The sequence below is a fragment of the Flavobacterium johnsoniae genome, assembly GCF_001879205.1.
GTDB lineage: Bacteria > Bacteroidota > Bacteroidia > Flavobacteriales > Flavobacteriaceae > Flavobacterium > Flavobacterium johnsoniae_A.
In genome coordinates this window covers 63,452-89,378 of sequence record NZ_MLFK01000013.1, presented here as the reverse complement: position 1 = coordinate 89,378, position 25,927 = coordinate 63,452, and the positions used below count along the sequence as shown (strand labels likewise).

Below are 25,927 nucleotides of genomic sequence, written 5' to 3'. Positions count from 1 at the left end.
ACTGCAATTTTTTTACAGCTTTGCTATGTTTGTTAATGCAAGTGATGCGCCTTTATGCATTCCTATGAGCTATTTTTCTATGTGTTTGAAAATTATTTATAAAACTAAGACCATGCTTTTGGTGCTTTTTGATCTCTTAACGGAACAAAAACCGCATTTTCATCTTTTTCATCTGAGTTTACAAAGTGATTGAAACGTTTTAGTAATCTTGGTTTTTCCAGAACTTGTTTCCATTCGCATTCAAAAGTGTTTACCAAAGTCTGCATTTCGGCTTCAAGGGTTTCGCAGATTCCTAAACTATCTTCGATAATGACTTCTTTTAAATAATCTAAACCTCCATCTAGTTTTTCTAACCATGTTGAAGTTCGAATCAGCGGACCAGCAGTTCTTATGTAATACATTAAGAATCTGTCCATGTATTTTATCACGGTTTCCTTATCAATTTTTTCTGCTAATAAAACGGCATGTTTAGGGTTGGCACCCCCATTTCCGGCGATGTATAAATTCCATCCGCCTTCAACAGCAATTAGTCCAAAATCTTTTCCGCGGGCTTCTGCACATTCGCGGATGCAAGCCGAAACACCTCCTTTTAGTTTATGAGGAGAACGGATTCCTTTGTATCTGTTTTCTAGTTCGATGGCAAATCCGGCGCTGTCGTCCATTCCGTAACGGCACCAGGCGTTTCCAACACAGCTTTTTACGGCACGAAGTGATTTTCCGTACGCATGGCCGCTTTCAAAGCCATTGTCGATTAAGATTTTCCAGATTTTTGGTAAATCACTTAAATGAGCTCCGAATAAATCAACTCTTTGAGCTCCCGTGATTTTGGTGTATAAATCAAATTGTTTGGCTACTTCGCCAATAACGATTAATTTCTCAGCTGTAATTTCACCTCCGGCAACTCTTGGAACAACAGAATAAGTCCCGTTTCGTTGAATATTTGCCAAAAATATGTCATTTGTATCTTGAGTGGTAACGTGTTTGTTTGCAGTATCATTATAAATGCTGGAGAAAATAGAAGCTACAACCGGTTTGCATACTTCGCAGCCATCGCCTTTTCCGTGATGATCCAGAACATCATAAAAATTCTCATATTTATTGATTTTTACCAAGTCGAATAATTCCTGACGCGTATAACTAAAATGCTCACAAATTACTTCTTTTACTTCTTTTCCAAGCGATTTTTGAGTGGCTTTTACCAAATCTGAAACCATTGGTTTACAGCCGCCACATCCGGAAGTGGCTTTGGTATGTTTTACAACATCAGAGAAATTGGAACAAGTTTCGTCTAAAAGAGAACAGCAAATAGCACCTTTTGTAACGTTTTCGCAAGAACAAATTACAGCTGTGTCTGGTAAATCCATTACGCTTCCTAAACTTGAACCTTCAGAGCCGTCACGAGAACCTAAAATCAAATCTTCAGGATTTTTTGGTAATGCCATCGCATTGCTGTAAATCTGAAAAAGTGAATTATAATCGCTCGAATCTCCAACCAAAATCCCTCCCAATAAGTTTTTAGAATCTTTAGTTACGTTAATTCTTTTGTAGATACCACTTAATTTATTTTCATAAATAATCGCGGTCACATTATCATTTTCAATAAAAGGATCACCAAAACTCGCAACTTCAACACCAATCAATTTCAATTGTGTCGACATATCGATGGTTTCTCTCATGGTTTTGGAACCATTTAAGATTTGCTCGGCAGCAACATCTGCCATTTCGTAACCTGGAGCAACAAGTCCGTAAATGTTTTGATTATAAAGTGCCGCTTCGCCAATCGCATAGATAGAAGGATCAGATGTCTGCATTTGATTGTTTACCACAATACCGCCTCTTAAGCCAACTTCCAGTCCTGAAACCCTTGCGAGTTCGTCGCGTGGTTTGATTCCGGCAGAAATAACCAGCATGTCTACTTTTAACAATTCGTCATCGGCAAACATCATTCCGGTGATGCATTCTTTTCCATCAATATATTGGGTTGCTTTATTAAGGTGAATACCAATATTTAATTCTTCAATTTTAGATTGCAGCATATCACTTGCGCCTTTGTCTAATTGTCTGGGCATTAGTCTGGGTGCAAATTCAACCACGTGTGGATTCAATCCTAAATCCCTAACTGCTTTTGCAGCTTCAAGACCTAATAAACCGCCTCCTAAAACTGCCGCTTCGGTGGCACCTTTTATTTTTATTTTTTTGGCGTAGGCCATAATGGCATCCAGATCTTCGATGGTTCTGTACACAAAAACACCTTCTTTTTCAACTCCGTCAATTGGAGGGACAAATGCAGATGAACCTGTTGCAAGAACTAAGTAATCATACGTATGTGTTTTTTCTAAATGTGTATGTATCGTTTTTTCTACACGATTTATGTCTGTAATTAATTCTGATGTGTTAAGAGTAATGTTGTTTTCTGCATACCATTCGGTTGTCGAGAGTGATAAATCGTCTGCAGTTTTCCCTCCAAAGTATTCACTTAAGTGAACACGATCGTAAGCTCGTCTTGGTTCTTCACCAAAAACGGTAATTTGATACTTCTCTTGTCCTGATTTTGCAATGAATTTTTCGCAAAATTTATAGCCAACCATGCCGTTTCCAACTACAATTACTCTAATCATGATTTCTTTAATTAAGTATTACTACGCAAATATAAGTATTTATACTTATTTAAATACTTATTTGTTGTAATTTTTTAAGTAGTGTAGTCGAGAATGATTACGTATTTTGTCGTAATCTTTTACGTAGTGCAGGTTTTGAGCGAAATGGCATGATTTATATTTGTTTAAATTTGAAAAGATTCTAAATAAGAAATTCAAATTAAAGTTGTAAATTCATAGGAATTTTACTTGTATTTTGTTAAAAGATGATATTTTAAATAAAGATGTTATGAAAAATATATTTTCTCTATTGCTTTTAGTTTCCTTGATGGCAGGTTGTAAATCTACAGCGGGCAAAACTGTTGAAGGACAAACGACTTCTGAATATGGAACTCAGGAAGATGAAATGACGAATTACTTTACAGCCACCGGTAATGAACCGTTTTGGGCATTGAAAATGGGTAATGACAAAATTGTTTTTACTTCACTTATATCTGGAAAGGAAAAGCTGGTTTTTCCTGCAGTGGAAGCCATAAAGGCAATGGACGCAAATGTAAAAATGTACAAATTAAGTAATGATACATCAAGTGTGACAGTTACAATCCAGCAGTTGGAATGTCAAAATTCGATGTCGGGTGCTATTTCGCCTTATAAAGTTTCGGTTGAAATAAAAAATAATTCGGAGCTGGAAGCTAAAAAACTTGATGGATGCGGGAAATACAATACCGATTACCGCCTTCATGATATTTGGGTTCTTGAAGAATTAAACGGTTTCAAAGTATTTGTTACCGACTTTCAAAGAGAATTTCCGCGAATTGAAATCAATTCGTCTGAAAATAGATTTATGGGTTACGGCGGTTGTAATTCTATCAGCGGTTCTATTTTTTATGAAAAAGGGTTACTGAGGTTTTCTAAAGTTGTCTCAACTTTAATGGCTTGTGCACCCGGAAACAAAGAAGGGGAGTTTACAAAAGCATTGCAAAGCACAACAACATATTCTATTGAAAATAACAGGTTAACGCTGTCTAATCCTTCTGCGAAGCTTTTGGTTTTTAGGAAAGTGGATTAATTTAAAAATGGTCTAATATCCATATTATTTAGGAGAAGGAGAAATCACATAAAGTGAATACAAACAGTGTGCTGCTCTCCGGATGTGATTTCTTCTTCGTCTAAATGATAAATGATGTGTTAAATTGGGATTGGAATTAGAAATTGAAATTTCTTCAGTTATTCAAATAATTCTTTAGGATCTTCATCATCACCTTCGATAAAATCCAGTTCTAAAGCACGAACGGTCTGAACCGCATTTCCGGCAATACCGCGAATCGAACCATACATTCCTAAAGTATTGTGAACTACTTTTTCAATTTGTTTTTCTCTTTGTTTCCAGATTCTCTGCATAGCCCTTTTCTCAGAATCCAGATCGTTTTGCATTTGCGTAAAACCTTCAACAATGCCTTCAATCTGCAGGCGAAACTCGTTGCTGGTTAAAAAATCATATAACATCGACATTTTATCGCCTTTGTTTTCCTGCGCCTGAACGGCCTGACTAACCTGAATCAAAGACTGGCGTAAAACAGCACTTAAACCTTTAAATTCTTCATAAGTACAAATCCAGATTCCGTCTCGCATTCCCATACGTTCCATTCCTGCTGGCATTACTTCGGTTACTAAAACACCAATATTGGCCCTTTTTGTTCTAATATCATTTTTAAACTTTTCGATCCAGGAAGGCTGAAAAGCTTTTGTTCTTTTGCTTTCGTAATAAATAGAACCGCAGTTTTGCAGTTCGCGCGTATTTACAATTTGAAGACAGTCGGCGCCATTGGCTCCTTTTTTAATTTCGTCAATACTATCAAGTGGGAAATTGTTTGCCAGCCATTCTTCAATCGCTAATTCCATTACTTCGCCTTGTAATTGCATTGAACCTTGTTCCTGCTTGCGTTTCATTTCCTCGATCAGTTTTTTTTGATCGTCAGATTGTTTTTGGTATTCTTTGATTTTCAGTTCGTTTTTTTCTTCTTCCTGTTTACGGATTTTATCACGTTCTAAAACCAAAGTAGCGTTTAACTGTTTTTGTGCTTCGGCTTCAATTGCTTCCTTCATTTCCAGTTTTTCACGTTGGAGTTTCGCAATTTCACCCTGCATTTTATTTAATTCCCTTATTTTTTCAGATTTTTCAGAAAGTTCTTTTTCCATTAAAAGCAAACGATCCTTATTCTCTTCATCCAGCTTAATTTTAAGCTTTTCAGAAATTTCTTTTTCGGCTATTTTTCTTTCACGCTCCAAACGTTCTGCAAAAAGTTCGTTTTCTTGCTTTTTTTTGGCTTCAAACTCGGCTTTTGCTTTTTCGAATTGTTCGTTTTTAAGCTCTAACTCCTTATTCTGAATAGTTGCTTTTTGTTGAAATTCTTTACGAATGCTGTCTTCCAACTGATGTTTTAATACATCATTGACATCGATAGGAGTTCCGCAATTTGGGCACTGAATTGAAGATTGTTCAGCCATTTTTATTGTTTTTATTAAGTAGAATTATAATTTGCTAAGGTATTTAAAAGTTCTGTTTTTATGATGTGGATTTCTGTACTAAATTGTAACGAATTTTTTGTATGCAGCGAATTACACTAATTTTTGCAAATTGTTTTGAACAACTCTCTCGCAAAGCAACAGGGGGATAATTTATTTTTTTTCACGCAGATTTTACAAATTTAAGCTGATTGTAGATAGTTATTATTCTCTTTTTTGTCACCCCTCAGGATGGAAAACGTTGATGATAATCTAATAGTTATAAAAAAACTTTGCGCCTCTGCGACTTTGCGAAATTAAATTTATAAAGTATCTCAGTGTTCACTACTTTTATTCAATAAAAAATCGACAGCGGTTTTAGTGATTTCAGAATTGTCTTCTTTTGAGATGATAACAGAAACATCGGTAAAAAGGTTTACTTTTTTGAGTTCAATAAAACCAATCGCAGAATCAGGATTATTCTTTGCAATGTTTGATGGGACTATTGAAATTCCTAATCCATTTTTGACCAATTGTACGATTGAATTGATGTTGTTGGCTTCGTGGATAATCTTCGGCGTAAAGCCATAAAAAGAACAAAGTTCTAATAAAACTTCATGATAATGCGGTGCATAATCTTTGTTGAAGAAAACAAAAGTTTCGTTTTTTAGATTTAAAATTTCCTCTTCAGATTTTATTTGGATGTTGTTTTTATTGTAAACCAATGAAAATCCGTCCTGAAACCATAAATATGATTTTATTGTTGGAGATTTTATGGGGGAGCGAATAATTCCCATTTCGATTTTTCCTTGTTCCAATGCATTGATTTGCTTTGTTGTAGAAACTTCAAATAATTTGAAATTTACATAAGGAAACTGTGTTTTTAAATATTGGATTAATTCGGAAATAACGGCTGAATATATAGAACTGATATAGGCTATTCTAAATTCGCCCGAAACATTTTCTGCAATTTTTTTTGTTTTGAGAGAAATGCGCTCTAGTTTCTGAAAAAGTTCTTTGGCTTCTTTCTGCAGATATTTTCCTGCTTCTGTAAGTTCTACTTTTTTATTGTTGCGAATGAAAAGCTTAGCCTGAAGTTCTTGTTCCAATTCAATAATCTGACGGCTTAAGGGAGGCTGGGAAATAAATAGTTTCTCTGAAGCTTTAGTAAAGTTCAGTTCTTCGGCTACAGCCAAAAAATATTTTAAGTGACGTAATTCCATGATACTTTTAAAGTATAGATAAATGACAAAATAAGTATTTTTGAGGTATATATCAAAGCGTTAATTTTGAAAAAAATAAATCTCTTGCAAATTGGGCACATATAGCAGATTATGAATTTAGATAAATCATCTTAATCACAATATTCCAATCAATAATAGCAAAAAGATTCGCTTAATCTGCCTAAATGTGTGAGAGATTTTAAAAAGAAAAAACATGGAAAAATCAACTATTGCAGAGATTAAAGAGCGATTTGACAATGATGTCGAACGATTTTCAAATTTAGAAACGGGGCAGTTGTCTACTATTGACGCTAATGTTTCTTTAGAATTAATAACGGAAGCTTCAAAACGAATTGTTCCAAATGCTGTGAATGTTTTAGACATTGGATGCGGAGCAGGAAACTATACTTTAATGATGCTTTCGAAATTACCAGATTTAAATTGCACTTTGGTCGATTTGAGTCTGCCTATGCTGAATAAGGCTTTAGAAAGAGTTTCGGCTGCAACAGGCGGAAAAGTAGAAATAAAACAAGGGGATATTAGGGAAGTAGAACTGCCTGAAAATCATTTTGATATTATTCTGGCAGGAGCGGTTTTGCATCACTTACGCGACGATCAGGATTGGGAAACGACTTTTGCTAAAATATTCAGCTTGTTAAAACCGGGTGGTTGTTTTATGATTTCTGATTTGATCACGCAGGATACTGATTTATTGAATGAATATACCTGGCAGCGATATGGTGAATATTTGGAAGGAATTGGCGGTGCAGCATACCGCAAAAATGTATTCGATTATATTGCCAAGGAAGATACACCAAGATCAATGAATTATCAATTAGATTTGATGAAAAAAGCAGGTTTTAAAAGCGTCGAAATTTTGCATAAAAACATGTGTTTCGGGGCTTTTGGAGGTATTAAATAGTATAGAAGTTTGCCACGAATTTTGTAAATCAGCACTAATTTATCAATCCCGTAAAGAAAATTTGTGAAATTTGTGTAATTTGTGACGAAAAACTTAAATGATATCTACAACAATTTTTCCAATTGCAGAACCGTCACTTACTGCTTTATGGGCTTCCATAGCATTGTCCAGAGTGAATTTTCTCGGATCAATAATTGGTTTTAGTTTTCCTTCTTCAATTAGTTTTGTTGTTTCTTTTAGAATATCTCCATGATGTTTTCTGCCTTCATTTCCAATCATTGGACGTAAAACAAAAACACCGTGAATACTTACCGAACGAAGAGAACTTGTTGCAAGAGTATGAGTTCCAAAAGCATAACAGCTGCTAATTTGGCCATAATGACGGATTGCTTTGAAAGAATCATCAAGAGACTGGCCTCCAAGAGTATCGTAAATAATGTCAAAACCTTTTCCGTCCGTATATTTGTTTACGTAATCTTCAACAGTTTCAGTTGTGTAATCAATTGGTGTTGAGTCAAATGATTTTACAATTGCTGCTTTTGCTGGAGAAACGGTTGCATATACATCGGCACCAAAAATCTTGGCAAGCTGAACCACCATGTGGCCAACTCCGCCTGCGCCGGCATGAACCAAAACTTTATCTCCTTTTTGTACTTTGGCTCTGTCAATTAAACCTTCCCAGGCGGTTAGCAGAACCAAGGGAATACCTGCCGCTTGTTTCATTGTTAGATTTTTTGGCTTTACAGCAAGTAAATCAGCATCGACAGCGGTATATTCAGCTAAAGTTCCCTGAAGACCAAGAACACCTCCGGCAAGCCCGTAGACTTCGTCGCCAACTTTAAAATCGGTTACGCCTTCGCCAATTTCTTCTATAACTCCGGCAAGATCAGTTCCTAAAACCGCTGGTAATACCGGAGAAGCATAGGGGGAAATTCCAATTCTAATTTTATTATCAATTGGGTTTACACCGCTTGCATGTATTTTTACCAAAACTTCTCCTTTTTTGGGAGCTGGTTTGTCGATTTCTGTTTTTACAAATTCAGATTCGTATGTATTGACTAAGAGTGCTTTCATTAATTATAGTATTTGCACTGTTTTGTAAACCTGAATTGGTGCTGAAGCAAAAGATTCGCTTTGTTTAATAAAATCTTGCAGATAAGGCTGATTATTATGTATGTCAAGTCCTGCCTGATCTTTCCATTCTTCCCAAATAATGAAAACATTTTCGGTTGTATGAAGATCGTAACGTATACAAGCTTCCTCTTTTCTAGTTTGTAAAACCAGGTTTTGAATCAGGTTTTTAACTTCTTCAATTTTTTCCTGTTTGCTCTTTATTATTGCAGTGATAGAGATCATGATTATAAGGTTTTAAAAGTTGCTGCTAAATGTTTGGTGTAATTTTCTTTGAAGATGACAATGTTTTCTGCAGTTGCACCTTTTTCAACGTCGTGGAAATGGAAACCGTTTAATTTTTCCATACCTACAAATTTATTCATTTTATGGAAACCAAACATAACTCCATCATCTACAGATGTTTCTTCGAAAAATTCTCCCGGAAGTGTAAAAGCTGCTGCGGGTGCATTCCAGCTTGTAGTCAGCATATATTTACGTCCGTGTAATTGTCCGCCCGTTCCGTAATTGATGTCAGGATTTGTTCTGGTTCTTCCGTCACTTTTGTAAATTCCTTTGTTGTGTCCGGCGGTAAAAACGTCGTCGATGTATTTTTTGAAAAGGTTTGGTAACTGAAACCACCAAACGGGTGTATGGTAGACTACAACATCTGCCCAAACAAATTTTTCAACTTCTTCGTCTAAGTCAAAATCTTGTTTAATGTCAGTTGTTTTTATTTCGTAGTTTTTACTTTTTAAGTATTCGATTGTCCAATTGGTAACAGTTTCATTAAATTTTCCACCTGAATGCGCAAAATTTTGACTGCCGTTGATTATAAATATTTTTTTCATTTTATATGATTGCTTCTTTTGAAAATGAATGCGTGAGGGATAGCAGTGGAAATCCTTTTATGCCCCGAGGCTTCGGAGGCATAAAAGATTGGAACGGATAGCCCGGCCCTTGGGACACGCCCAAATTCTTATTTAAATTTTTTATTGTAGTTTAGAAATTGCCTGATTAATGAAATCAAGTTCTGAGGCTGATAAATCGAAATCCATCGTTTTGGCGTTTGATACTGCTTGTTCTGCGTTTCTTGCTCCAGCTAAAACAATCGAAATTCCTTTTTGTAAAGTTGTCCAGCGCAAAACTAATTGTGAGATTGAAATGTGTCTTGTATTTGCAAGTGAACTTAATTCTTCGACCAACGTTTTTACTTTTTGAAGATCAAACTGACCAAAATAGCCATTTCTATGATCGTTGTCTTTTAATTTCCCGTCTGTAAAATATTTCCCGGTCAATAAACCTCTTTCCATTGGACTGTAAGCAATAATCCCGATGTTTTCTGAAACTGTAAAGGGAATTAAATCTGATTCAATTTTACGGTTCAGCATACTGTAAGCAACTTGATTTGATGCAATTTGAACAGTTTTTTGTGCTTCCTGAATTTGCGGAATGCTATAATTACTTACTCCAAATGCTCTGATTTTTCCTTGTTGAATTAGAGTTTCTACAGCTTCCATTGTTTCTGAAATTGGAGTAGTGGAGTCTGGCCAGTGAATTTGCAATAAGTCGATATAATCAGTTTGAAGGCGTTTTAAACTTTCTTCAATTTCTTTTATGACACTGTTTTTTGAAGAATATTTGTAAACGGGAATTTTTTTTCCGTTGTCATCAGCATCAAAAAAGAAATCGCCTTTTCCGTTATTGCTTCCGTCCCATACCAAACCAAATTTGGTTAACAACTGCACTTTTGAACGGTCTTGAGATTTTAAAGCTTCACCAATCATTTCTTCGCTTAAACCAAATCCGTAAAAAGGAGCGGTGTCGATTGTGGTTACGCCATGATCGATTGAAGCGTGGATAGAATCGATTGAATCTTTCTTTTCATTGCCACCCCACATATTACCGCCAATTGCAAATGCACCGTATGTAATAGTGGATAATTCAAGTTCTGAGTTGCCTAATTTTCTATATTCCATAATGTTGTATTTTTATATATTAAATTTCACTTGACAAAATTATACCATTTTTAAGAGTGTAAACTTGTATATATTTGTCTTTTTTATGTAAATTTGCAACTTCAAATAATTTATAACTCATGAAAAAGGAAAATTTATACGAACCGTTTACTGTATCTTTTGAAACATTAGATGAATATCCGGATGTGGGAGATCGTCATAATTTCTTTGAATTGGTTTATATTTTAAACGGAACCGGAAGGCAGTGCATCAATAAAAATATTTTCGAATATGATGCCGGGCATATGTTTTTACTAACGCCGGAGGATTGTCATAATTTTACAATTGAGACAAAAACGAAGTTTTTCTTCTTGAGATTTAATGATATTTATTTAAAGAATTCGAGTCTGCAAAATGAGAATATTCAGCGTTTAGAATATATTCTGCAAAATGCCAATCATCAGCCGGGTTGTATTTTAAAAAATGATGCCGATAAATGTTTGGTAAAAGTAATGGTTGAAGCAATTTGCCGCGAACATCAGGATAAAGATGTTTATAATAAAGAATTGATTCAGCAATTGGTAAATACATTAATTATTATCGTGGCCAGAAATATTGCAAAATATTTACCGGAACAGGTAAACGTGGGGTCTGAAGCCAGAGCGATGGATATTCTACAATATATTCAGACGAATATTTATTATCCGGAAAAAATCAAAGCAGAGTATATAAGTGATTATTTCGGAATTTCGAATACCTATTTAGGACGTTATTTTAAGAAACATGCCAGTGAAACCATGCAGCAATATATCAGTAATTATAAAACCAAGTTGATTGAGCACCGCTTGCAATTCAGTGATAAGCGTATTAACGAAATTGCGTATGAATTTGGTTTTACGGATGAAAGCCATTTTAATAAATTCTTTAAAAAACAGAGAGGAAATAGTCCTTCCGAGTTTAGAAAGACAATTCGTATTAGTGCATAAACATGAATTACACGAATTTTTTTAGCCACAGATTCACGGATTAAAAGGATTTTTTAATCTGTGTTAACTCATGGAATTTGTTTTTTTTAAATGATTTTCTTAATTACACGCAGTTTATGAGTGTGTTTGTTTAACTCAGGATTGTAAATTCCTGTGTGGTCTAAACGGTCAATTCGAACTTTCCCACTTGCGTGAATGATATAATTGTTGTCCATTATGATTCCGACATGAATAATGTTTCCTTCATCGTTATCAAAAAAAGCTAAATCTCCGGCTTCGCTTTCTTCAATAAAACTTAATGGCTCGCCTTCAAGTGCCTGCTGTGAGGCATCTCTGTGAATTTTATATCCGTTTAGTTTGTAGACCATTTGAGTAAAACCCGAACAGTCAATACCAAAAGGTGTTTTTCCTCCCCATAAATAAGGTGCGTTCAAATACATAAAAGCGGTGCTTATAAGCGCACTTTTTGGTTTGATGCCACTTGTTTTTGTTCCTTCAAAATCAAAATTTGAAGTATTGATTTCGTTGTTGTTTAGAAAAGTTAAGGAAGCTCCAAGTGGAATTGGCAGTAATAAATTGTCCGGCGCTGTGATGTAATCAATCAAATCGGCATTTAAAATAATAGCTTCTTTGCTTAACAGATTATAATTTGCCTCAGAAATTACCTGATATTGTTTAGAATCTACCCAGCCTTCGTAATCATCGAACTGAATTTTTATTCGCGCCCATTGATTTTGGCGTTCTAAAATTTCGATATGTTCGCCAAACAAAAGTTGTGTAACGATTTCACTTCTGTCACTAGGTTCAGATCGAACGGGTACTATGGCAAGATTACAAATTCCGTACATTTACGTAATGTATTAGTTAAAAAATTAGGAGTTATAACGATCAATAACTCCTAATTGTAATTTTATTTAGGCTCTTTCGATAACAATTGCAGATGCACCGCCGCCACCGTTGCAAATTGCTGCAGCTCCGGTTTTGGCATTGTTTTGCTCTAACACGTTTAGTAAAGTTACAATAATACGTGCACCTGAACAACCAAGAGGATGTCCTAATGAAACGGCACCGCCATTTACGTTTACTTTTTCGTTATCTAAGTTTAAGATTTTTGAATTGGCGAGACCAACAACAGAGAATGCTTCGTTGAATTCGAAATAATCAACATCACTAATTGCAATTCCAGCTTTATCCAAAGCTTTTGGTAATGCTTTTGCCGGGCTTGTAGTAAACCATTTTGGTTCTTGTGCGGCATCTGCATAACCTTTTATATAGGCTAGGGGTTTTAAACCTAATTCGTTTGCTTTTTCTTCAGACATTAAAATTAATGCAGCGGCACCATCATTGATTGTCGAGGCGTTTGCCGCAGTTACAGTTCCGTCTTTTGTAAAAACAGCACCTAACGTAGGTATTTTGTCTAATTTTACATTAGTGTACTCTTCGTCTTTTGAAAAAATAACTGGTTCTCCGCGTCTTTGTGGTACTTCTACGGGAACAACTTCATTGTCAAATTTTCCGGCATCCCATGCTTTTGCACTTCTTTCATACGATTGAATAGCAAAATTATCCTGTTCCTCACGGCTGATGTTGTATTCAGTTGCACATAAATCAGCGCAAACTCCCATTGCGTTGTTGTCATAAGCATCTGTCAAACCATCTTTTTGCATTCCGTCAAGCATTGTTGCAGGACCAAATTTGTTTCCAGTACGCATTTGTACATAATGAGGAATTAAGCTCATGCTTTCCATTCCGCCGGCCACTACAATTTGAGCATCACCACAGGCAATTGCTTGAGCGCCAAACATAACGGCTTTCATTCCAGAGGCACAGACTTTATTTACTGTTGTGGCGGCAACTTCTTCTGATAATCCTGCAAAAAGCGCCGCTTGACGAGCCGGAGCTTGTCCAACGCCTGCCTGGATTACATTACCCATGAAAACTTCATCAACTAATTTTGGGTCTAGGTTAATTTTTGAAAGAGCTCCTTTTATGGCAGCAGCTCCTAATTTTGGTGCGGGTACGGTAGATAACCCTCCCATGAAACTTCCGATAGGTGTTCTAACGGCAGAAACGATAACAACTCTTTTGTTCATTTTCTGTTAATATTAGTTAATCAAGCAAATTTACTGTTTATTTGAATAAATTCAAATTTTGTGTCAAATAGGGTGATTTTAAATTCAAGATGAAATTTTTGTTAATTCTATTCGTTTGATTGTGAAGTGTTTTAGAAAAAAGATTAAAAAAACTAAAAAAAAAGCGCAAAAATAGTTGTGAGAAATGGAATGTTGTCTTACATTTGCAACCGCAAAACAGAACACGTTTCTTGAGCTTGGAGAGGTGCCAGAGCGGTAATGGAGCAGATTGCTAATCTGTCGACGGGTAACCGTCGCCAGGGTTCGAGTCCCTGTCTCTCCGCTTAATTTTTGCCTCGGGGTGTAGCGTAGCCCGGTTATCGCGCCTGCTTTGGGAGCAGGAGGCCGCAGGTTCGAATCCTGCCACCCCGACGAAAACTTTGCCATAAAGTTTAAAAACAAATGGACGCATAGCTCAGCTGGATAGAGCACCTGCCTTCTAAGCAGGCGGTCGAAGGTTCGAATCCTTCTGCGTTCACATCAAAAGCCACTCAATCGAGTGGCTTTTTTGTTTTTACAATCTAATTTATCTTATTTGTTTTGATCATACTTTTTTGAAAGAAAATCTATATCGCCATATCTTTTAATTGGTTTCTGTTTTTGTTAATAGAAAGAATATATCTCAAAATCCTGAATACTGGCTTTTAAAATGAGATTGAGCAAATCTATCTTTAAATTCATAAGGAGTATTTAGGTGTTTCCAAGTGTAAATTATAGAATCATAGGCGGTTTATTTTTGGTTCTTTTGTAAATATAAAGGAGTATTTTCTTGGAAGATTATAGTTCTATATATTAAGGTGATAGTTTCTCACAGATTTTAAAGGGTTTTAAGTGTATTTTGGAACAGCATTATCGTGATTTAGGAAGCAGTAAAACCCAGGCTGTTTTTAGGGAGTAAGATTGTGTAAATACATAAAATCTTCATTTTAATTATTGGAGTGTTGCTGTAAAACCAAAACAGGTAAGTTGGCGGTAATATGGATTGCTGATAAAAACAATATCTGAAGCTAAATCGCTATGGTAAAATTCAGCAGTTTCGATTAAAGAAATTGATCTATCGGCTTGGTTTTAGAAGCTGTATATTTTAATAATTACTTAAAAAAAACATACTAAGTACTTCTGCTGTTCTATGTCGAAAAGAACAAGCTTAAATTAAAAGTAAAAAAGCCTGCAAACTTAAAAGTTGCGGGCTTTATTTGTTTTTAAAAAAAAAGTGCATGTGGATTCTGAGTATTAAGAAAACAATTATAGATAGTTGTTTAATGAGGTGACTGGTAGAAGTGGAAGATGCTGTTGTTGTTAAATTTTTTGCAAGTCATCTGTTTTCTTTTGTAAGCGGTCGGCACTTGTTTTTAAACGGACCATCATCGGATTAATATGTGGTCATGAAAAAAAAGTATTAATAGGTATGTTTTTTTTTACTTGTCTGGTTTTTGGGTAGTCTTTAAGTAAAGTGGAGAAAATGAATCTGGGTCGCATTAAAAATTAAACTGTGAGGAGAGTGGTTGAGGCTTTGCAGATCGCAAATGAGACTTTATGGTTTTTATTGTTTGTAGAGAGTGTTGGGTTTTATGATGGTAATGAAAAGAATTTAAAAAGCTTTTTTTAAGAGTTGTTAATGGTAGGGGGTATTGGTTGTTATGTTGTATTGTGATTTTATAATATGAAAGAGTGTATACATATATATGTATATATGTATATATGATTAGGGGTGTTTGAAAAATGATAATGTCTGTTGAAAGGAGTGGTGGTGCTTATTTAAGCTTGAGTAAATTTAAGGTTTGTTATGTGAGAAGCTGTTTTTACTGTGATTTTTTTGAGTTGTGTATGAATAGTGAAGAGGATAACGGGTTTTACAGTTTGTAAAATGGCTGTTATTTGAAAGTGATAAAAAGGGGTGTTTTTTAAATTGTAAGAAAAAGCTTTATTGTTTTGAAAAAATGTCAAACTCTAAAATATATATTATCAGAATGTTATGAAAAAGTTTTAAAAAAGATTAAAAAAACTTTCTAAAAATGCTTGCAGATCTCAATAAAGGGTGTACTTTTGCACCCGCTTTGAAACACAAGCGAAAACAAAAAGAAACACGTTCGTAGACATATTGAATTGACAGCCGTTTTGAGAGAGATCTCAAAACAAATAATAAAGAGTAATAGAATCGTTTGATTCGAAAAAAGACCACTAGAATAAAGCATCGCAATATAATATAAAAATATACGATGAAGAGTTTGATCCTGGCTCAGGATGAACGCTAGCGGCAGGCTTAACACATGCAAGTCGAGGGGTATATGTCTTCGGATATAGAGACCGGCGCACGGGTGCGTAACGCGTATGCAATCTGCCTTTCACAGAGGGATAGCCCAGAGAAATTTGGATTAATACCTCATAGTATTATGCCTCGGCATCGAGATATAATTAAAGTCACAACGGTGAAAGATGAGCATGCGTCCCATTAGCTAGTTGGTAAGGTAACGGCTTACCAAGGCTACGATGGGTAGGGGTCCTGAGAGGGAGATCCCCCACACTGGTACTGAGACACGGACCAGACTCCTACGGGAGGCAGCAGTGAGGAATATTGGACAATGGGCGCAAGCCTGATCCAGCCATGCCGCGTGCAGGATGACGGTCCTATGGATTGTAAACTGCTTTTGTACGAGAAGAAACACTCCTTCGTGAAGGAATTTGACGGTATCGTAAGAATAAGGATCGGCTAACTCCGTGCCAGCAGCCGCGGTAATACGGAGGATCCAAGCGTTATCCGGAATCATTGGGTTTAAAGGGTCCGTAGGCGGTTTAGTAAGTCAGTGGTGAAAGCCCATCGCTCAACGGTGGAACGGCCATTGATACTGCTGAACTTGAATTATTAGGAAGTAACTAGAATATGTAGTGTAGCGGTGAAATGCTTAGAGATTACATGGAATACCAATTGCGAAGGCAGGTTACTACTAATTGATTGACGCTGATGGACGAAAGCGTGGGGAGCGAACAGGATTAGATACCCTGGTAGTCCACGCCGTAAACGATGGATACTAGCTGTTGGGAGCAATCTCAGTGGCTAAGCGAAAGTGATAAGTATCCCACCTGGGGAGTACGTTCGCAAGAATGAAACTCAAAGGAATTGACGGGGGCCCGCACAAGCGGTGGAGCATGTGGTTTAATTCGATGATACGCGAGGAACCTTACCAAGGCTTAAATGTAGATTGACCGTTTTGGAAACAGAACTTTCGCAAGACAATTTACAAGGTGCTGCATGGTTGTCGTCAGCTCGTGCCGTGAGGTGTCAGGTTAAGTCCTATAACGAGCGCAACCCCTGTTGTTAGTTGCCAGCGAGTCAAGTCGGGAACTCTAACAAGACTGCCAGTGCAAACTGTGAGGAAGGTGGGGATGACGTCAAATCATCACGGCCCTTACGCCTTGGGCTACACACGTGCTACAATGGCCGGTACAGAGAGCAGCCACTGGGTGACCAGGAGCGAATCTATAAAGCCGGTCACAGTTCGGATCGGAGTCTGCAACTCGACTCCGTGAAGCTGGAATCGCTAGTAATCGGATATCAGCCATGATCCGGTGAATACGTTCCCGGGCCTTGTACACACCGCCCGTCAAGCCATGGAAGCTGGGGGTGCCTGAAGTCGGTGACCGCAAGGAGCTGCCTAGGGTAAAACTGGTAACTAGGGCTAAGTCGTAACAAGGTAGCCGTACCGGAAGGTGCGGCTGGAACACCTCCTTTCTAGAGCCCTGAGTGTTAGTGGAAACACACGCCGGGGAAAAAGATGCTCTATTGGTTTTAGGATTTAGGGATAATATTACTCTTGCTGTTAGTTCAAATAATAAATTTTTAAGTAAAACAGAGTCTCGTAGCTCAGCTGGTTAGAGTACTACACTGATAATGTAGGGGTCGGCAGTTCGAGTCTGCCCGGGACTACTAAATTACTTAAGAAAAAGGAAATTCTGGAAGCTGGGATTCACCAAAGGAAATTAGAGAAGAATTAGAAATCTAAAATCTGAATTCTAAAATCTAAGATTTAAAATGGGGGATTAGCTCAGCTGGCTAGAGCGCCTGCCTTGCACGCAGGAGGTCAACGGTTCGACTCCGTTATTCTCCACAAAAGGCTGTAAGCCTGAGGCCTAGTGCGTAAAGCGCGAAGCATATAAAGTTCATTGACATATTGAGATAAGAAAATAATAAAAAGTAGAAAGCGTTTTTTATAATTTATTGTAAAGAACAAAAAAAAACGGTCATAATTGATTTTATGATTGGTACAATAAGCAAAATAAGGGCGTATGGGGGATGCCTAGGCTCTCAGAGGCGATGAAAGGCGTGATAAGCTGCGAAAAGCTGCGGGGACGGGCACACACCGATTGATCCGCAGATACCTGAATGGGGCAACCCACTATGTTGAAGACATAGTACACCGATAGGTGGGCAAACCCGCTGAACTGAAACATCTAAGTAGGCGGAGGAGAAGAAAACAAAAGTGATTCCGTAAGTAGTGGCGAGCGAACGCGGATTAGCCCAAACCAGTGATGTTACGGCATTGCTGGGGTTGTAGGACCACGAGATTTTATGCATGCAGAACCGGAAGTTACTGGAAAGTGACGCCAAAGAGGGTGATAGCCCCGTATGGGTAATAAATGTAATAGATAGTGGTATCCTGAGTAGGGCGGGGCACGTGAAACCCTGTCTGAATTTGGCGGGACCATCCGCTAAGGCTAAATACTCCTGAGAGACCGATAGTGAACCAGTACCGTGAGGGAAAGGTGAAAAGAACCGTGAATAACGGAGTGAAATAGATCCTGAAACCATACGCTTACAAGCGGTCGGAGCCCTTTCGTGGGGTGACGGCGTGCCTTTTGCATAATGAGCCTACGAGTTAACGTTGCTGGCAAGGATAAGTGGTTAAGCCATGGATCCGCAGCGAAAGCGAGTCTGAATAGGGCGCTTTAGTCAGTAGTGTTAGACGCGAAACCGTGTGATCTACCCATGGGCAGGTTGAAGCTGTGGTAACACACAGTGGAGGACCGAACCGGTTGACGTTGAAAAGTCTTCGGATGACCTGTGGGTAGGGGTGAAAGGCCAATCAAACTCGGAAATAGCTCGTACTCCCCGAAATGCATTTAGGTGCAGCGTTAGTTATAAAGTTATATAGAGGTAGAGCTACTGATTGGATGCGGGGGCTTCACCGCCTACCAATTCCTGACAAACTCCGAATGCTGTATAATGTTCACTAACAGTGAGGGCTTGGGTGCTAAGGTCCAAGTCCGAGAGGGAAAGAACCCAGACCATCAGCTAAGGTCCCCAAATATATGCTAAGTTGAAAGAACGAGGTTTGTCTGCCCAGACAGCTAGGATGTTGGCTTGGAAGCAGCCATTCATTTAAAGAGTGCGTAACAGCTCACTAGTCGAGCGGACGAGCATGGATAATAATCGGGCATAAGCATATTACCGAAGCTATGGATTTAGAGATTACTCTAAGTGGTAGGGGAGCATTCTAACAGGGTTGAAGGTTTTTCGTAAGGAGGGCTGGACTGGTTAGAAAAGAAAATGTAGGCATAAGTAACGATAATGCGGGCGAGAAACCCGCACACCGAAAAACTAAGGTTTCCACAGCTATGCTAATCAGCTGTGGGTTAGTCTGGTCCTAAGGCGAACCCGAAAGGGACAGTCGATGGCTAACGGGTTAATATTCCCGTACTACTAATTACTGTGATGGGGTGACGGAGTGATGAAAGCGCCGCGAACTGACGGAATAGTTCGTTAAAGTACCTAGCTATAGGCTCTGCAGGCAAATCCGCAGAGACTGGTGAAATACGATAGTACTCGGAGTCTTCGGACAAAGAGATAGTGCGCCTAAGGGCTTCCAAGAAAAACCTCTAAACTTCAGGTAATTAGTACCAGTACCGTAAACCGACACAGGTAGTTGAGGAGAGAATCCTAAGGTGCTCGAGAGATTCATGGCTAAGGAATTAGGCAAAATAGACCTGTAACTTCGGGAGAAAGGTCGCCCTGAGCAATCAGGGCCGCAGTGAAGAGGTCCAGGCGACTGTTTATCAAAAACACAGGGCTCTGCAAAATCGTAAGATGAAGTATAGGGCCTGACACCTGCCCGGTGCTGGAAGGTTAAGAGGAGATGTTATCTTCGGAGAAGCATTGAATTGAAGCCCCAGTAAACGGCGGCCGTAACTATAACGGTCCTAAGGTAGCGAAATTCCTTGTCGGGTAAGTTCCGACCTGCACGAATGGTGTAACGATCTGGACACTGTCTCAGCCATGAGCTCGGTGAAATTGTAGTAACGGTGAAGATGCCGTTTACCCGCAGTGGGACGAAAAGACCCTGTGCACCTTTACTATAGCTTAGTATTGACCTTGGATAAATGATGTGTAGGATAGGTTGGAGACTATGAAGCGGCGTCGCCAGGCGTTGTGGAGTCATTGTTGAAATACAACCCTTTGTTTATCTGAGGCCTAACCCCATATTGTGGGGGACATTGCTTGGTGGGTAGTTTGACTGGGGTGGTCGCCTCCAAAAGAGTAACGGAGGCTTCTAAAGGTTCCCTCAGTACGCTTGGTAACCGTGCGTAGAGTGCAATGGCATAAGGGAGCTTGACTGAGAGACATACAGGTCGATCAGGTACGAAAGTAGAGCATAGTGATCCGGTGGTTCCGCATGGAAGGGCCATCGCTCAAAGGATAAAAGGTACGCCGGGGATAACAGGCTGATCTCCCCCAAGAGCTCATATCGACGGGGGGGTTTGGCACCTCGATGTCGGCTCGTCACATCCTGGGGCTGGAGAAGGTCCCAAGGGTTGGGCTGTTCGCCCATTAAAGTGGCACGCGAGCTGGGTTCAGAACGTCGTGAGACAGTTCGGTCTCTATCTACTGTGGGCGTTAGAAATTTGAGTGGATCTGATTCTAGTACGAGAGGACCGAATTGGACAAACCTCTAGTGTATCTGTTGTCCCGCCAGGGGCACCGCAGAGTAGCTACGTTTGGAAGGGATAAGCGCTGAAAGCATATAAGCGCGAAACCCACCACAAGATGAGATTTCTTTTAAGGATCGTGGAAGATGACCACGTTGATAGGCTATAGATGTAAAGGCAGTAATGTCATAGTCGAGTAGTACTAATAATCCGTAAGCTTATGTACACCCTTTTCCCCCGATGCAAGTCGGGGGGAGAAACTTTCTAGAAATACTAAATAAAAATACTTTTCTTTATCTCAGTATGTTAAGATATTGGTTTTAATTATGAATTGTGAATTATCAATTGTTAATTAAAACAGATTGCCCAAAGCAATTATAACTTCTTAAGGTGGTTATTGCGGCGGGGCTCACCTCTTCCCATCCCGAACAGAGTAGTTAAGCCCGCCTGCGCAGATGGTACTGCAGTTATGTGGGAGAGTATGTCGTCGCCTTTCTTTTGAAAAACCCTATTCCAGCGAATAGGGTTTTTTGTTTTATAGATGTTTTTAAAACTTCGCATCAATCTGCGCATTGCACTCGAATAAATAAAAAAGTTTCTTATAACCCGCCTGCGTTAGGGATGGAAGCGGCATCCTTTTGTTTTTTTCTTTAAAAAACAAAAGATACAGCGCACAGCCCGGCCCGGAGGGAACGCCATGAATATTTTTATTTCAAACATATTTAAATAACGTTAGAAATTATTGAATTTAAAATCTTTTAGATTTAAAAATTGAGTGATAAAAACTCTTGTATTTATTGGGTTATTCTTATTTTTTTTGAGTTAATATGATTCATTAAAATGGCGTACATTTATTTTAGACAAAAATAACCCTTAATTTATTGCTATATAAATGTATTTTAGATTCCTGCTGACTTGTTTCATTTTGTTTTCAATCACATCAAATTCACAAATTGTAGAAGAAAAAAAGAATTTCCGTGCGGCAGATTCATTGCTGAAGGAACATAGTTTTTCTGTTCATAGGGATAATTATTTTCTGACGGGTGTACCAATAAATACGGATATTACACGAAATACAGCTGATGTGAAATATCAAATAAGTTTTAAACTAAGATTGACATCAAAACCTTGGCTTGGTGGCTTTTTCCCTTATTTAATGTATACTCAAAAAGCCTTTTGGGATATTTATGCGAGTTCAAAACCATTTTCTGAAATTAATTTCAATCCGGGAGTTGCCATCGTCCGCCCGTTTTATCTAAAAGGAGGGAGGCTTACTTATGGAACAATTTCGTTAGAACACGAATCAAATGGAAGAGATTCTATTTATTCCAGAACATGGAATATGCTTGCCTTTTCATTAAAGTCTCAAGTTTCTCCACGTTGGATGGTTGGAATTAGAGGATGGATTCCTATTGTGGATAAAGAGGATAATCCAGAACTGACGAAGTATGTTGGATATGGCGAGGCTAGCGCTACTTATCAAATTAAGCCTGGAAGGTGGAGTGCAGATATTCTTTTTAGAAAAGGAAGTGGTCTTATCAATTATGGGTCTCTGCAGACGCAGCTAAATTGGAAACCATATAAAAATGAAAATTATTACCTCACGATTCAATGGTTTGTGGGTTATACAGAAAGTTTAATTGATTATCAGGAGCATAAAAGCATGGTGCGTTTAGGCTTTACTATCAAACCTGAAAATATGGGAATTTTCTAAGTTTATTTTATCATTTAACTTATCGCTTTACGCTTACTGCCCAAAAAATGGAATTTCTAAGAAGAGTAGTGTAGGTTTTGTTTTCAAACAACTCAGGAGCATGTCCCATAAAAATATAAACGTTTCGGGCCTTGACTTGCTCATTTGTCCAAATAACAGGGTGGTCGCCCATTTTTATTTTTGAAAAAGGCTCATAACTAGATTCATCTACAGAAGCCAGTACACGAACGTTTGAGCGAGGACTTTTATCATATATATACCATTCTTCTTTTTCTACAAAAAAGGAGGAAGGAATTCCTTTCATTATAGGATGAGTTGTATCCTCAACTTTTACTTTAGCTTTTGCAAAGGTTGGAATATAATCGACAAACCTTATTCTTCCCATAAAATCTGAAAACCATTGCCACATTGGGTAACCGTCAAATTCACCTAATAAAGTTGCATGATGTAGTCCTACCCATCCTCCTCTTCCTTCATTTATATATTTTTGAAATGCTTTCATAGATTCTTCGCTCCAGCTATAAGGTGGATAATCGAGCTGAATGAAGAGCTGATATTGTTTTAATAAGGTTTCATTAATTGTTTTTGTGTTTTCAATATAATCAATTGTAAAACTGCTGTCAATAGCTAATTTATTCAGCCAAGGTTTAGCTGCAGTTGTAAAGGGTACATGGTGGCCGCCATTTTCATATAGAACTAATGCTTTGAACTTTGGCTTTTTTGATGTCTGTGCGATACAATTTGCTTGAAAGTAACTGCCTGCTATTAGTAAACAGATTAATATTTGTAATTTTTTCATTAATACCATTGTTTTTATTTTTCCACCATTGCTATAATAGACTGTAAAAACCTTGCTGAATGTGGAATCCATTGTTCTGTCCATCGACATTCATCATTTCCATCGATATCCATTTTGAAATGTATACCAGATCCTTGTCCATAATTAGAATGCATGCAAGGCACGTTATTTTGTCCAAATTGGTACATAAAACATTACATCCTAATATCCAGGAAAGCTGTTGTTGGGCATACAAATTAAGAGATTTTTTTTAGTATCATTTTTTGATATATAATTCTTTCACCTTCGATAGCTACGTCAGATAGCATAGCTTAGTTTTTCCAATTGGAAAATTACGAAAAAGTAAAAATTTATTCTGTCTTTGTTTCTCTTTAAAAATATAGAAATGATTTGCATTTGGTCTATTTTGTCAGCAGGAATTAGGTTTTTATCTCGATGATGAAAAGTTACTGATGTGTATTTGATGTGATTTTTTTATAATTGTCAGGTAATGGTGCAGATCAGCGTATATTTAGTAATAATGATAGCTTGATTAGATTTTGTGTTGTAACATTTTGTTTATAAGGGATTTAATAATTTTTATTAAATTTGGTGTAAGAATTTCTAGCAATACCTATTATGGAAAAATTAAAACGCCCGGTTTATCTTAAAGCGGGTACTGATGATTTTTTTAAAAAGTTACGCACAGAAGTGAACGAAACTGTTTTGCAAAACTCATCATTGTACCTTTTAAATGTTGTAAAATCTTTAGGTCTTTTGGTTCTGTTTTTTTTATTTTATGGCTGTATTTTATTGTTTGGAAACAGTACCCCTTTCTTATTTCTGTTTTATATTTTATGTGGCTTTACCATGATTGTGCTTTTTATAAATGCATTTCATGACGCAGCACATGGAGCTTTATTTAAAAAAGCAAAACATAACGAATGGTTTTTATATGTTTTGGAACTTTTTGGAAGTAATCATTGGCTCTGGATGCGCCGCCACATTAATCTTCATCATGCTTACCCTAATGTTCCGGATTGGGATATTGATATTAAACAAAGTGATATTATTCGTATTTTTCCAAATAGTCCATTGTTTGCGTATCATAAATACCAGCATATTTACATGTGGTTTATTTATCCGCTTTACAGCTTGAATTGGATTTACATTCGTGATTTTAAAGATTTTTTTGGGAAAAGAAATAATTACGTAAAAAAAGTCGTGGAAAAAATTCCGCCTAAGCAGGTTTTTATATTGTTTGCGGCTAAAATTATCAATCTGTTTTATTTACTTTTTATTCCAATGCTGTTTTTGAAACAGCCTTGGTATTTGGTTTTAACAGGATGGTTTTCAATGCATTTATTGGGAAGTGTTTTGGGTGTTGTAGCCCTCGTTTCTACACATGTTGATGAAGATGCTCATTTTCCGATAACTGACGAAAATGGAAATCTCTCCGCTACCTGGGCGATGCACCAAATGATTGTAACAAAAGATTTTAGCACAAACAGCAGGCTGGCTAATTTTTTATATGGTGGTTTTACGCATCATGTTGCGCATCATCTCTTTCCCGGCGTTGGTCATACCTATTATCCTTACATTACGCCAATTATAATGCGTTATGCAGCCGAATATGACCTTCCTTATACTTCATATCCCTTTTATCATGCGGTACGATCGCATTTCAGGATGTTGAAAAATAAAGGTGTTAAAGAAAATATATTTGTAACGGGTGAGATTTAAAGTATTTCCTCTTAAAAGTGATTTTGAGTATTGTCTTTAAAATTCCTGTTTTTTTACTTCGGCTGTTTTTATCTATATTTACTTTTTACAATAAATTCTTCCGATGAAAAAAAATAACAATCTATATTTTAAGCCCTTCTTATTTCTTGGATTCTTTACGGGCATTTTTTCCGCTTTTGCTCAAAACGAATCTTATTCCGAACCTGTAGAAAATAAAATTGAGGAAACCATATTTGTAAACCTAAAAGATTACAGTAAAGATTTTGTGTACGATATGAAGTATGCTACAGAAGATAATTTCTTAAAAGCTAAAGTGTATGATTGTGCTGAATGTTTCCTGCGATACAAAACTGTTAAAGCCTTAATTGCTGCCAATAATGATTTTATTAAAAAAGGGTTTAGAATCAAGCTTTATGATTGCTATAGACCTTTGTCTATCCAGAAGAAAATGTGGGAGATTGTATCCAATCCAAAATATGTTGCCGATCCAAAAAAAGGCTCCATCCACAATAGAGGAGGAGCCGTAGATATTTCGTTAGTTGATCTTAACGGTAAAGAAGTTGAAATGGGAACCGCTTTTGACTTTTTTGGTCCGGAAGCCGGTCATAATTACATTAAATTTTCTAAAGAAATTTTGGCAAACCGAAAATTCTTAAAAAAGATCATGACACAAAATGGTTTCAATTCATTTGATTCTGAATGGTGGCATTATAACTTAAAAGCAGGCTTAAAAGATAATGTTTCTAATCAGAAATGGAATTGTAATTAATTATTCAACACATCTAATATTCTGCATTAAATAAGTGCTGGGCTGAAAAGTTTTTCCATTCATTTCAGATACCAATTCGTTTTTAACGATATAATCTTCAATATTGGTCAGGTATTTAATTCGCATAATTGATACAGGAGATTTTTTCAGTTCTTCATAATTGTCTTTCATAAACATAAAAATCCCTGTATTTACACGGTTATCAAATCCTTTATCATCTCTAATTAAAGTGCCACATCTTTCACTATCAATATGAATTAAAGTAACAATTTTACCGTTTTCGAGTTGAAGGAAGATTTTTGAATTTTTGTCGAAGCAGTTTGCCTTTATAAAATCTTTACTTTTTTGAATTAGCTGCAGGTTTAAAGTTGGCAGACCATCTGTTTGTGCAAGCGAAAAGAAAATATAACTAAAGGTCCCTCCAAAATTTTTCTCGTTGATTAAATACTCATTGGTTACTTTATAAGTTCCAATAGAGTCTGTCACATTGGCGCTGTATTCACAAGGTTTTTGGGCAAATGCGGTAAAGGTTAATAAAAAAAGAGTTAGTGTAATTAATTGTTTCATTT

The 25,927-nt window shown here is 37.2% G+C and carries 17 protein-coding genes, 5 tRNA genes and 3 rRNA genes; 14 read left to right on the top strand and 11 right to left on the bottom strand.

From position 1 onward, the window contains the following. Positions 1-104: 104 nt before the first annotated feature. A complete protein-coding gene (gene nirB / locus BKM63_RS22390; RefSeq protein WP_071638798.1) occupies positions 105-2,618 on the bottom strand; it encodes a nitrite reductase large subunit NirB in 2,514 nt (837 codons plus the stop codon). A gap of 268 nt (positions 2,619-2,886) precedes the next feature. Between nirB and BKM63_RS22385 the strand changes: the two genes are divergently transcribed. Beyond that, entirely contained in the window at positions 2,887-3,666 is a 780-nt protein-coding gene (locus BKM63_RS22385) for an META domain-containing protein (protein ID WP_071638988.1), read from the top strand. Between the two features lie 158 nt (positions 3,667-3,824). Here the strand turns inward: BKM63_RS22385 and BKM63_RS22380 are convergent, their stop codons facing one another. Together BKM63_RS22380 and BKM63_RS22375 are read right to left on the bottom strand one after the other, a co-directional pair. Continuing rightward, the gene (locus tag BKM63_RS22380; RefSeq protein ID WP_071638797.1) at positions 3,825-5,105 is read right to left on the bottom strand and encodes a DUF2130 domain-containing protein; all 1,281 of its coding nucleotides are present in this window, start codon (positions 5,103-5,105) and stop codon (positions 3,825-3,827) included. A gap of 332 nt (positions 5,106-5,437) precedes the next feature. Then, the gene (locus BKM63_RS22375; RefSeq protein ID WP_071638796.1) at positions 5,438-6,325 is read right to left on the bottom strand and encodes a LysR family transcriptional regulator; all 888 of its coding nucleotides are present in this window, start codon (positions 6,323-6,325) and stop codon (positions 5,438-5,440) included. 214 nt (positions 6,326-6,539) lie between these two features. Between BKM63_RS22375 and BKM63_RS22370 the strand changes: the two genes are divergently transcribed. After that, complete coding sequence (locus BKM63_RS22370; RefSeq protein ID WP_071638795.1) at positions 6,540-7,247, top strand: class I SAM-dependent methyltransferase; 708 nt, start codon at positions 6,540-6,542, stop codon at positions 7,245-7,247. Positions 7,248-7,340: 93 nt separating this feature from the next. Here BKM63_RS22370 and BKM63_RS22365 read toward each other — a convergent pair whose 3' ends face one another. From BKM63_RS22365 to BKM63_RS22350, 4 genes are all read right to left on the bottom strand, one after another. Continuing rightward, a complete protein-coding gene (locus tag BKM63_RS22365) occupies positions 7,341-8,321 on the bottom strand; it encodes a zinc-dependent alcohol dehydrogenase family protein (RefSeq protein ID WP_071638794.1) in 981 nt (326 codons plus the stop codon). Positions 8,322-8,324: 3 nt separating this feature from the next. Next, complete coding sequence (locus BKM63_RS22360) at positions 8,325-8,603, bottom strand: putative quinol monooxygenase (RefSeq protein WP_083572317.1); 279 nt, start codon at positions 8,601-8,603, stop codon at positions 8,325-8,327. 2 nt (positions 8,604-8,605) lie between these two features. Beyond that, a complete protein-coding gene (locus BKM63_RS22355; RefSeq protein WP_071638792.1) occupies positions 8,606-9,208 on the bottom strand; it encodes an NAD(P)H-dependent oxidoreductase in 603 nt (200 codons plus the stop codon). Positions 9,209-9,349: 141 nt separating this feature from the next. After that, entirely contained in the window at positions 9,350-10,336 is a 987-nt protein-coding gene (locus BKM63_RS22350; protein ID WP_071638791.1) for an aldo/keto reductase, read from the bottom strand. 119 nt (positions 10,337-10,455) lie between these two features. On the opposite strand from BKM63_RS22350, the gene BKM63_RS22345 reads away from it, so the two are divergent. Then, entirely contained in the window at positions 10,456-11,301 is an 846-nt protein-coding gene (locus tag BKM63_RS22345; protein ID WP_071638790.1) for an AraC family transcriptional regulator, read from the top strand. 86 nt (positions 11,302-11,387) lie between these two features. Here BKM63_RS22345 and BKM63_RS22340 read toward each other — a convergent pair whose 3' ends face one another. Together BKM63_RS22340 and BKM63_RS22335 are read right to left on the bottom strand one after the other, a co-directional pair. Further along, positions 11,388-12,149: a C40 family peptidase gene (locus BKM63_RS22340; RefSeq protein ID WP_071638789.1), complete on the bottom strand. Its 762-nt coding sequence runs from the start codon at positions 12,147-12,149 to the stop codon at positions 11,388-11,390. 66 nt (positions 12,150-12,215) lie between these two features. Then, positions 12,216-13,394: an acetyl-CoA C-acyltransferase gene (locus BKM63_RS22335; protein WP_071638788.1), complete on the bottom strand. Its 1,179-nt coding sequence runs from the start codon at positions 13,392-13,394 to the stop codon at positions 12,216-12,218. A 238-nt stretch (positions 13,395-13,632) separates the two neighbouring features. On the opposite strand from BKM63_RS22335, the gene BKM63_RS22330 reads away from it, so the two are divergent. The 9 genes from BKM63_RS22330 to BKM63_RS22285 all read left to right on the top strand — a co-directional run bounded on the left by BKM63_RS22330 (position 13,633) and on the right by BKM63_RS22285 (position 22,068). After that, positions 13,633-13,716: transfer RNA gene (locus tag BKM63_RS22330), tRNA-Ser, on the top strand. A 14-nt stretch (positions 13,717-13,730) separates the two neighbouring features. Next, a tRNA-Pro gene (locus BKM63_RS22325) sits at positions 13,731-13,805 on the top strand. A 32-nt stretch (positions 13,806-13,837) separates the two neighbouring features. Next, positions 13,838-13,911 (top strand) — tRNA-Arg (locus BKM63_RS22320). Between the two features lie 1,738 nt (positions 13,912-15,649). Next, positions 15,650-17,163 (top strand): 16S ribosomal RNA (locus tag BKM63_RS22310). A gap of 121 nt (positions 17,164-17,284) precedes the next feature. Continuing rightward, positions 17,285-17,358 (top strand) — tRNA-Ile (locus BKM63_RS22305). A gap of 107 nt (positions 17,359-17,465) precedes the next feature. Then, a tRNA-Ala gene (locus BKM63_RS22300) sits at positions 17,466-17,539 on the top strand. Positions 17,540-17,696: 157 nt separating this feature from the next. After that, positions 17,697-20,580 (top strand): 23S ribosomal RNA (locus BKM63_RS22295). Between the two features lie 160 nt (positions 20,581-20,740). Further along, positions 20,741-20,850: ribosomal RNA gene (gene rrf / locus BKM63_RS22290) — 5S ribosomal RNA — on the top strand. Together the 16S, 23S and 5S rRNA genes with 2 tRNA genes alongside form the textbook arrangement of a ribosomal RNA operon. Positions 20,851-21,246: 396 nt before the next feature. After that, complete coding sequence (locus BKM63_RS22285; RefSeq protein WP_071638786.1) at positions 21,247-22,068, top strand: phospholipase A; 822 nt, start codon at positions 21,247-21,249, stop codon at positions 22,066-22,068. Positions 22,069-22,087: 19 nt separating this feature from the next. Here BKM63_RS22285 and BKM63_RS22280 read toward each other — a convergent pair whose 3' ends face one another. Next, positions 22,088-22,867, bottom strand: coding sequence for a ThuA domain-containing protein (locus BKM63_RS22280; RefSeq protein WP_071638987.1), 780 nt, complete (start codon positions 22,865-22,867; stop codon positions 22,088-22,090). 618 nt (positions 22,868-23,485) lie between these two features. Here BKM63_RS22280 and BKM63_RS22275 point away from each other — a divergent pair. Continuing rightward, the gene (locus BKM63_RS22275; RefSeq protein WP_071638785.1) at positions 23,486-24,589 is read left to right on the top strand and encodes a fatty acid desaturase family protein; all 1,104 of its coding nucleotides are present in this window, start codon (positions 23,486-23,488) and stop codon (positions 24,587-24,589) included. Positions 24,590-24,692: 103 nt separating this feature from the next. Further along, a complete protein-coding gene (locus BKM63_RS22270) occupies positions 24,693-25,358 on the top strand; it encodes a M15 family metallopeptidase (RefSeq protein ID WP_071638784.1) in 666 nt (221 codons plus the stop codon). Here BKM63_RS22270 and BKM63_RS22265 read toward each other — a convergent pair whose 3' ends face one another. Beyond that, on the bottom strand, positions 25,359-25,925 hold the full coding sequence (locus BKM63_RS22265; RefSeq protein WP_071638783.1) for a hypothetical protein: 567 nt from the start codon (positions 25,923-25,925) through the stop codon (positions 25,359-25,361). Positions 25,926-25,927 lie beyond the last annotated feature (2 nt).

What these genes read in the sequence shown, in the direction of transcription:
- nirB (WP_071638798.1), bottom strand. Translation starts at nt 2,618, where the DNA reads ATGATTAGAGTAATTGTAGTTGGAAACGGCATGGTTGGCTATAAATTT.
- BKM63_RS22385 (WP_071638988.1), top strand. Translation starts at nt 2,887, where the DNA reads ATGAAAAATATATTTTCTCTATTGCTTTTAGTTTCCTTGATGGCAGGT.
- BKM63_RS22380 (WP_071638797.1), bottom strand. Translation starts at nt 5,105, where the DNA reads ATGGCTGAACAATCTTCAATTCAGTGCCCAAATTGCGGAACTCCTATC.
- BKM63_RS22375 (WP_071638796.1), bottom strand. Translation starts at nt 6,325, where the DNA reads ATGGAATTACGTCACTTAAAATATTTTTTGGCTGTAGCCGAAGAACTG.
- BKM63_RS22370 (WP_071638795.1), top strand. Translation starts at nt 6,540, where the DNA reads ATGGAAAAATCAACTATTGCAGAGATTAAAGAGCGATTTGACAATGAT.
- BKM63_RS22365 (WP_071638794.1), bottom strand. Translation starts at nt 8,321, where the DNA reads ATGAAAGCACTCTTAGTCAATACATACGAATCTGAATTTGTAAAAACA.
- BKM63_RS22360 (WP_083572317.1), bottom strand. Translation starts at nt 8,603, where the DNA reads ATGATCTCTATCACTGCAATAATAAAGAGCAAACAGGAAAAAATTGAA.
- BKM63_RS22355 (WP_071638792.1), bottom strand. Translation starts at nt 9,208, where the DNA reads ATGAAAAAAATATTTATAATCAACGGCAGTCAAAATTTTGCGCATTCA.
- BKM63_RS22350 (WP_071638791.1), bottom strand. Translation starts at nt 10,336, where the DNA reads ATGGAATATAGAAAATTAGGCAACTCAGAACTTGAATTATCCACTATT.
- BKM63_RS22345 (WP_071638790.1), top strand. Translation starts at nt 10,456, where the DNA reads ATGAAAAAGGAAAATTTATACGAACCGTTTACTGTATCTTTTGAAACA.
- BKM63_RS22340 (WP_071638789.1), bottom strand. Translation starts at nt 12,149, where the DNA reads ATGTACGGAATTTGTAATCTTGCCATAGTACCCGTTCGATCTGAACCT.
- BKM63_RS22335 (WP_071638788.1), bottom strand. Translation starts at nt 13,394, where the DNA reads ATGAACAAAAGAGTTGTTATCGTTTCTGCCGTTAGAACACCTATCGGA.
- BKM63_RS22285 (WP_071638786.1), top strand. Translation starts at nt 21,247, where the DNA reads ATGTATTTTAGATTCCTGCTGACTTGTTTCATTTTGTTTTCAATCACA.
- BKM63_RS22280 (WP_071638987.1), bottom strand. Translation starts at nt 22,867, where the DNA reads ATGAAAAAATTACAAATATTAATCTGTTTACTAATAGCAGGCAGTTAC.
- BKM63_RS22275 (WP_071638785.1), top strand. Translation starts at nt 23,486, where the DNA reads ATGGAAAAATTAAAACGCCCGGTTTATCTTAAAGCGGGTACTGATGAT.
- BKM63_RS22270 (WP_071638784.1), top strand. Translation starts at nt 24,693, where the DNA reads ATGAAAAAAAATAACAATCTATATTTTAAGCCCTTCTTATTTCTTGGA.
- BKM63_RS22265 (WP_071638783.1), bottom strand. Translation starts at nt 25,925, where the DNA reads ATGAAACAATTAATTACACTAACTCTTTTTTTATTAACCTTTACCGCA.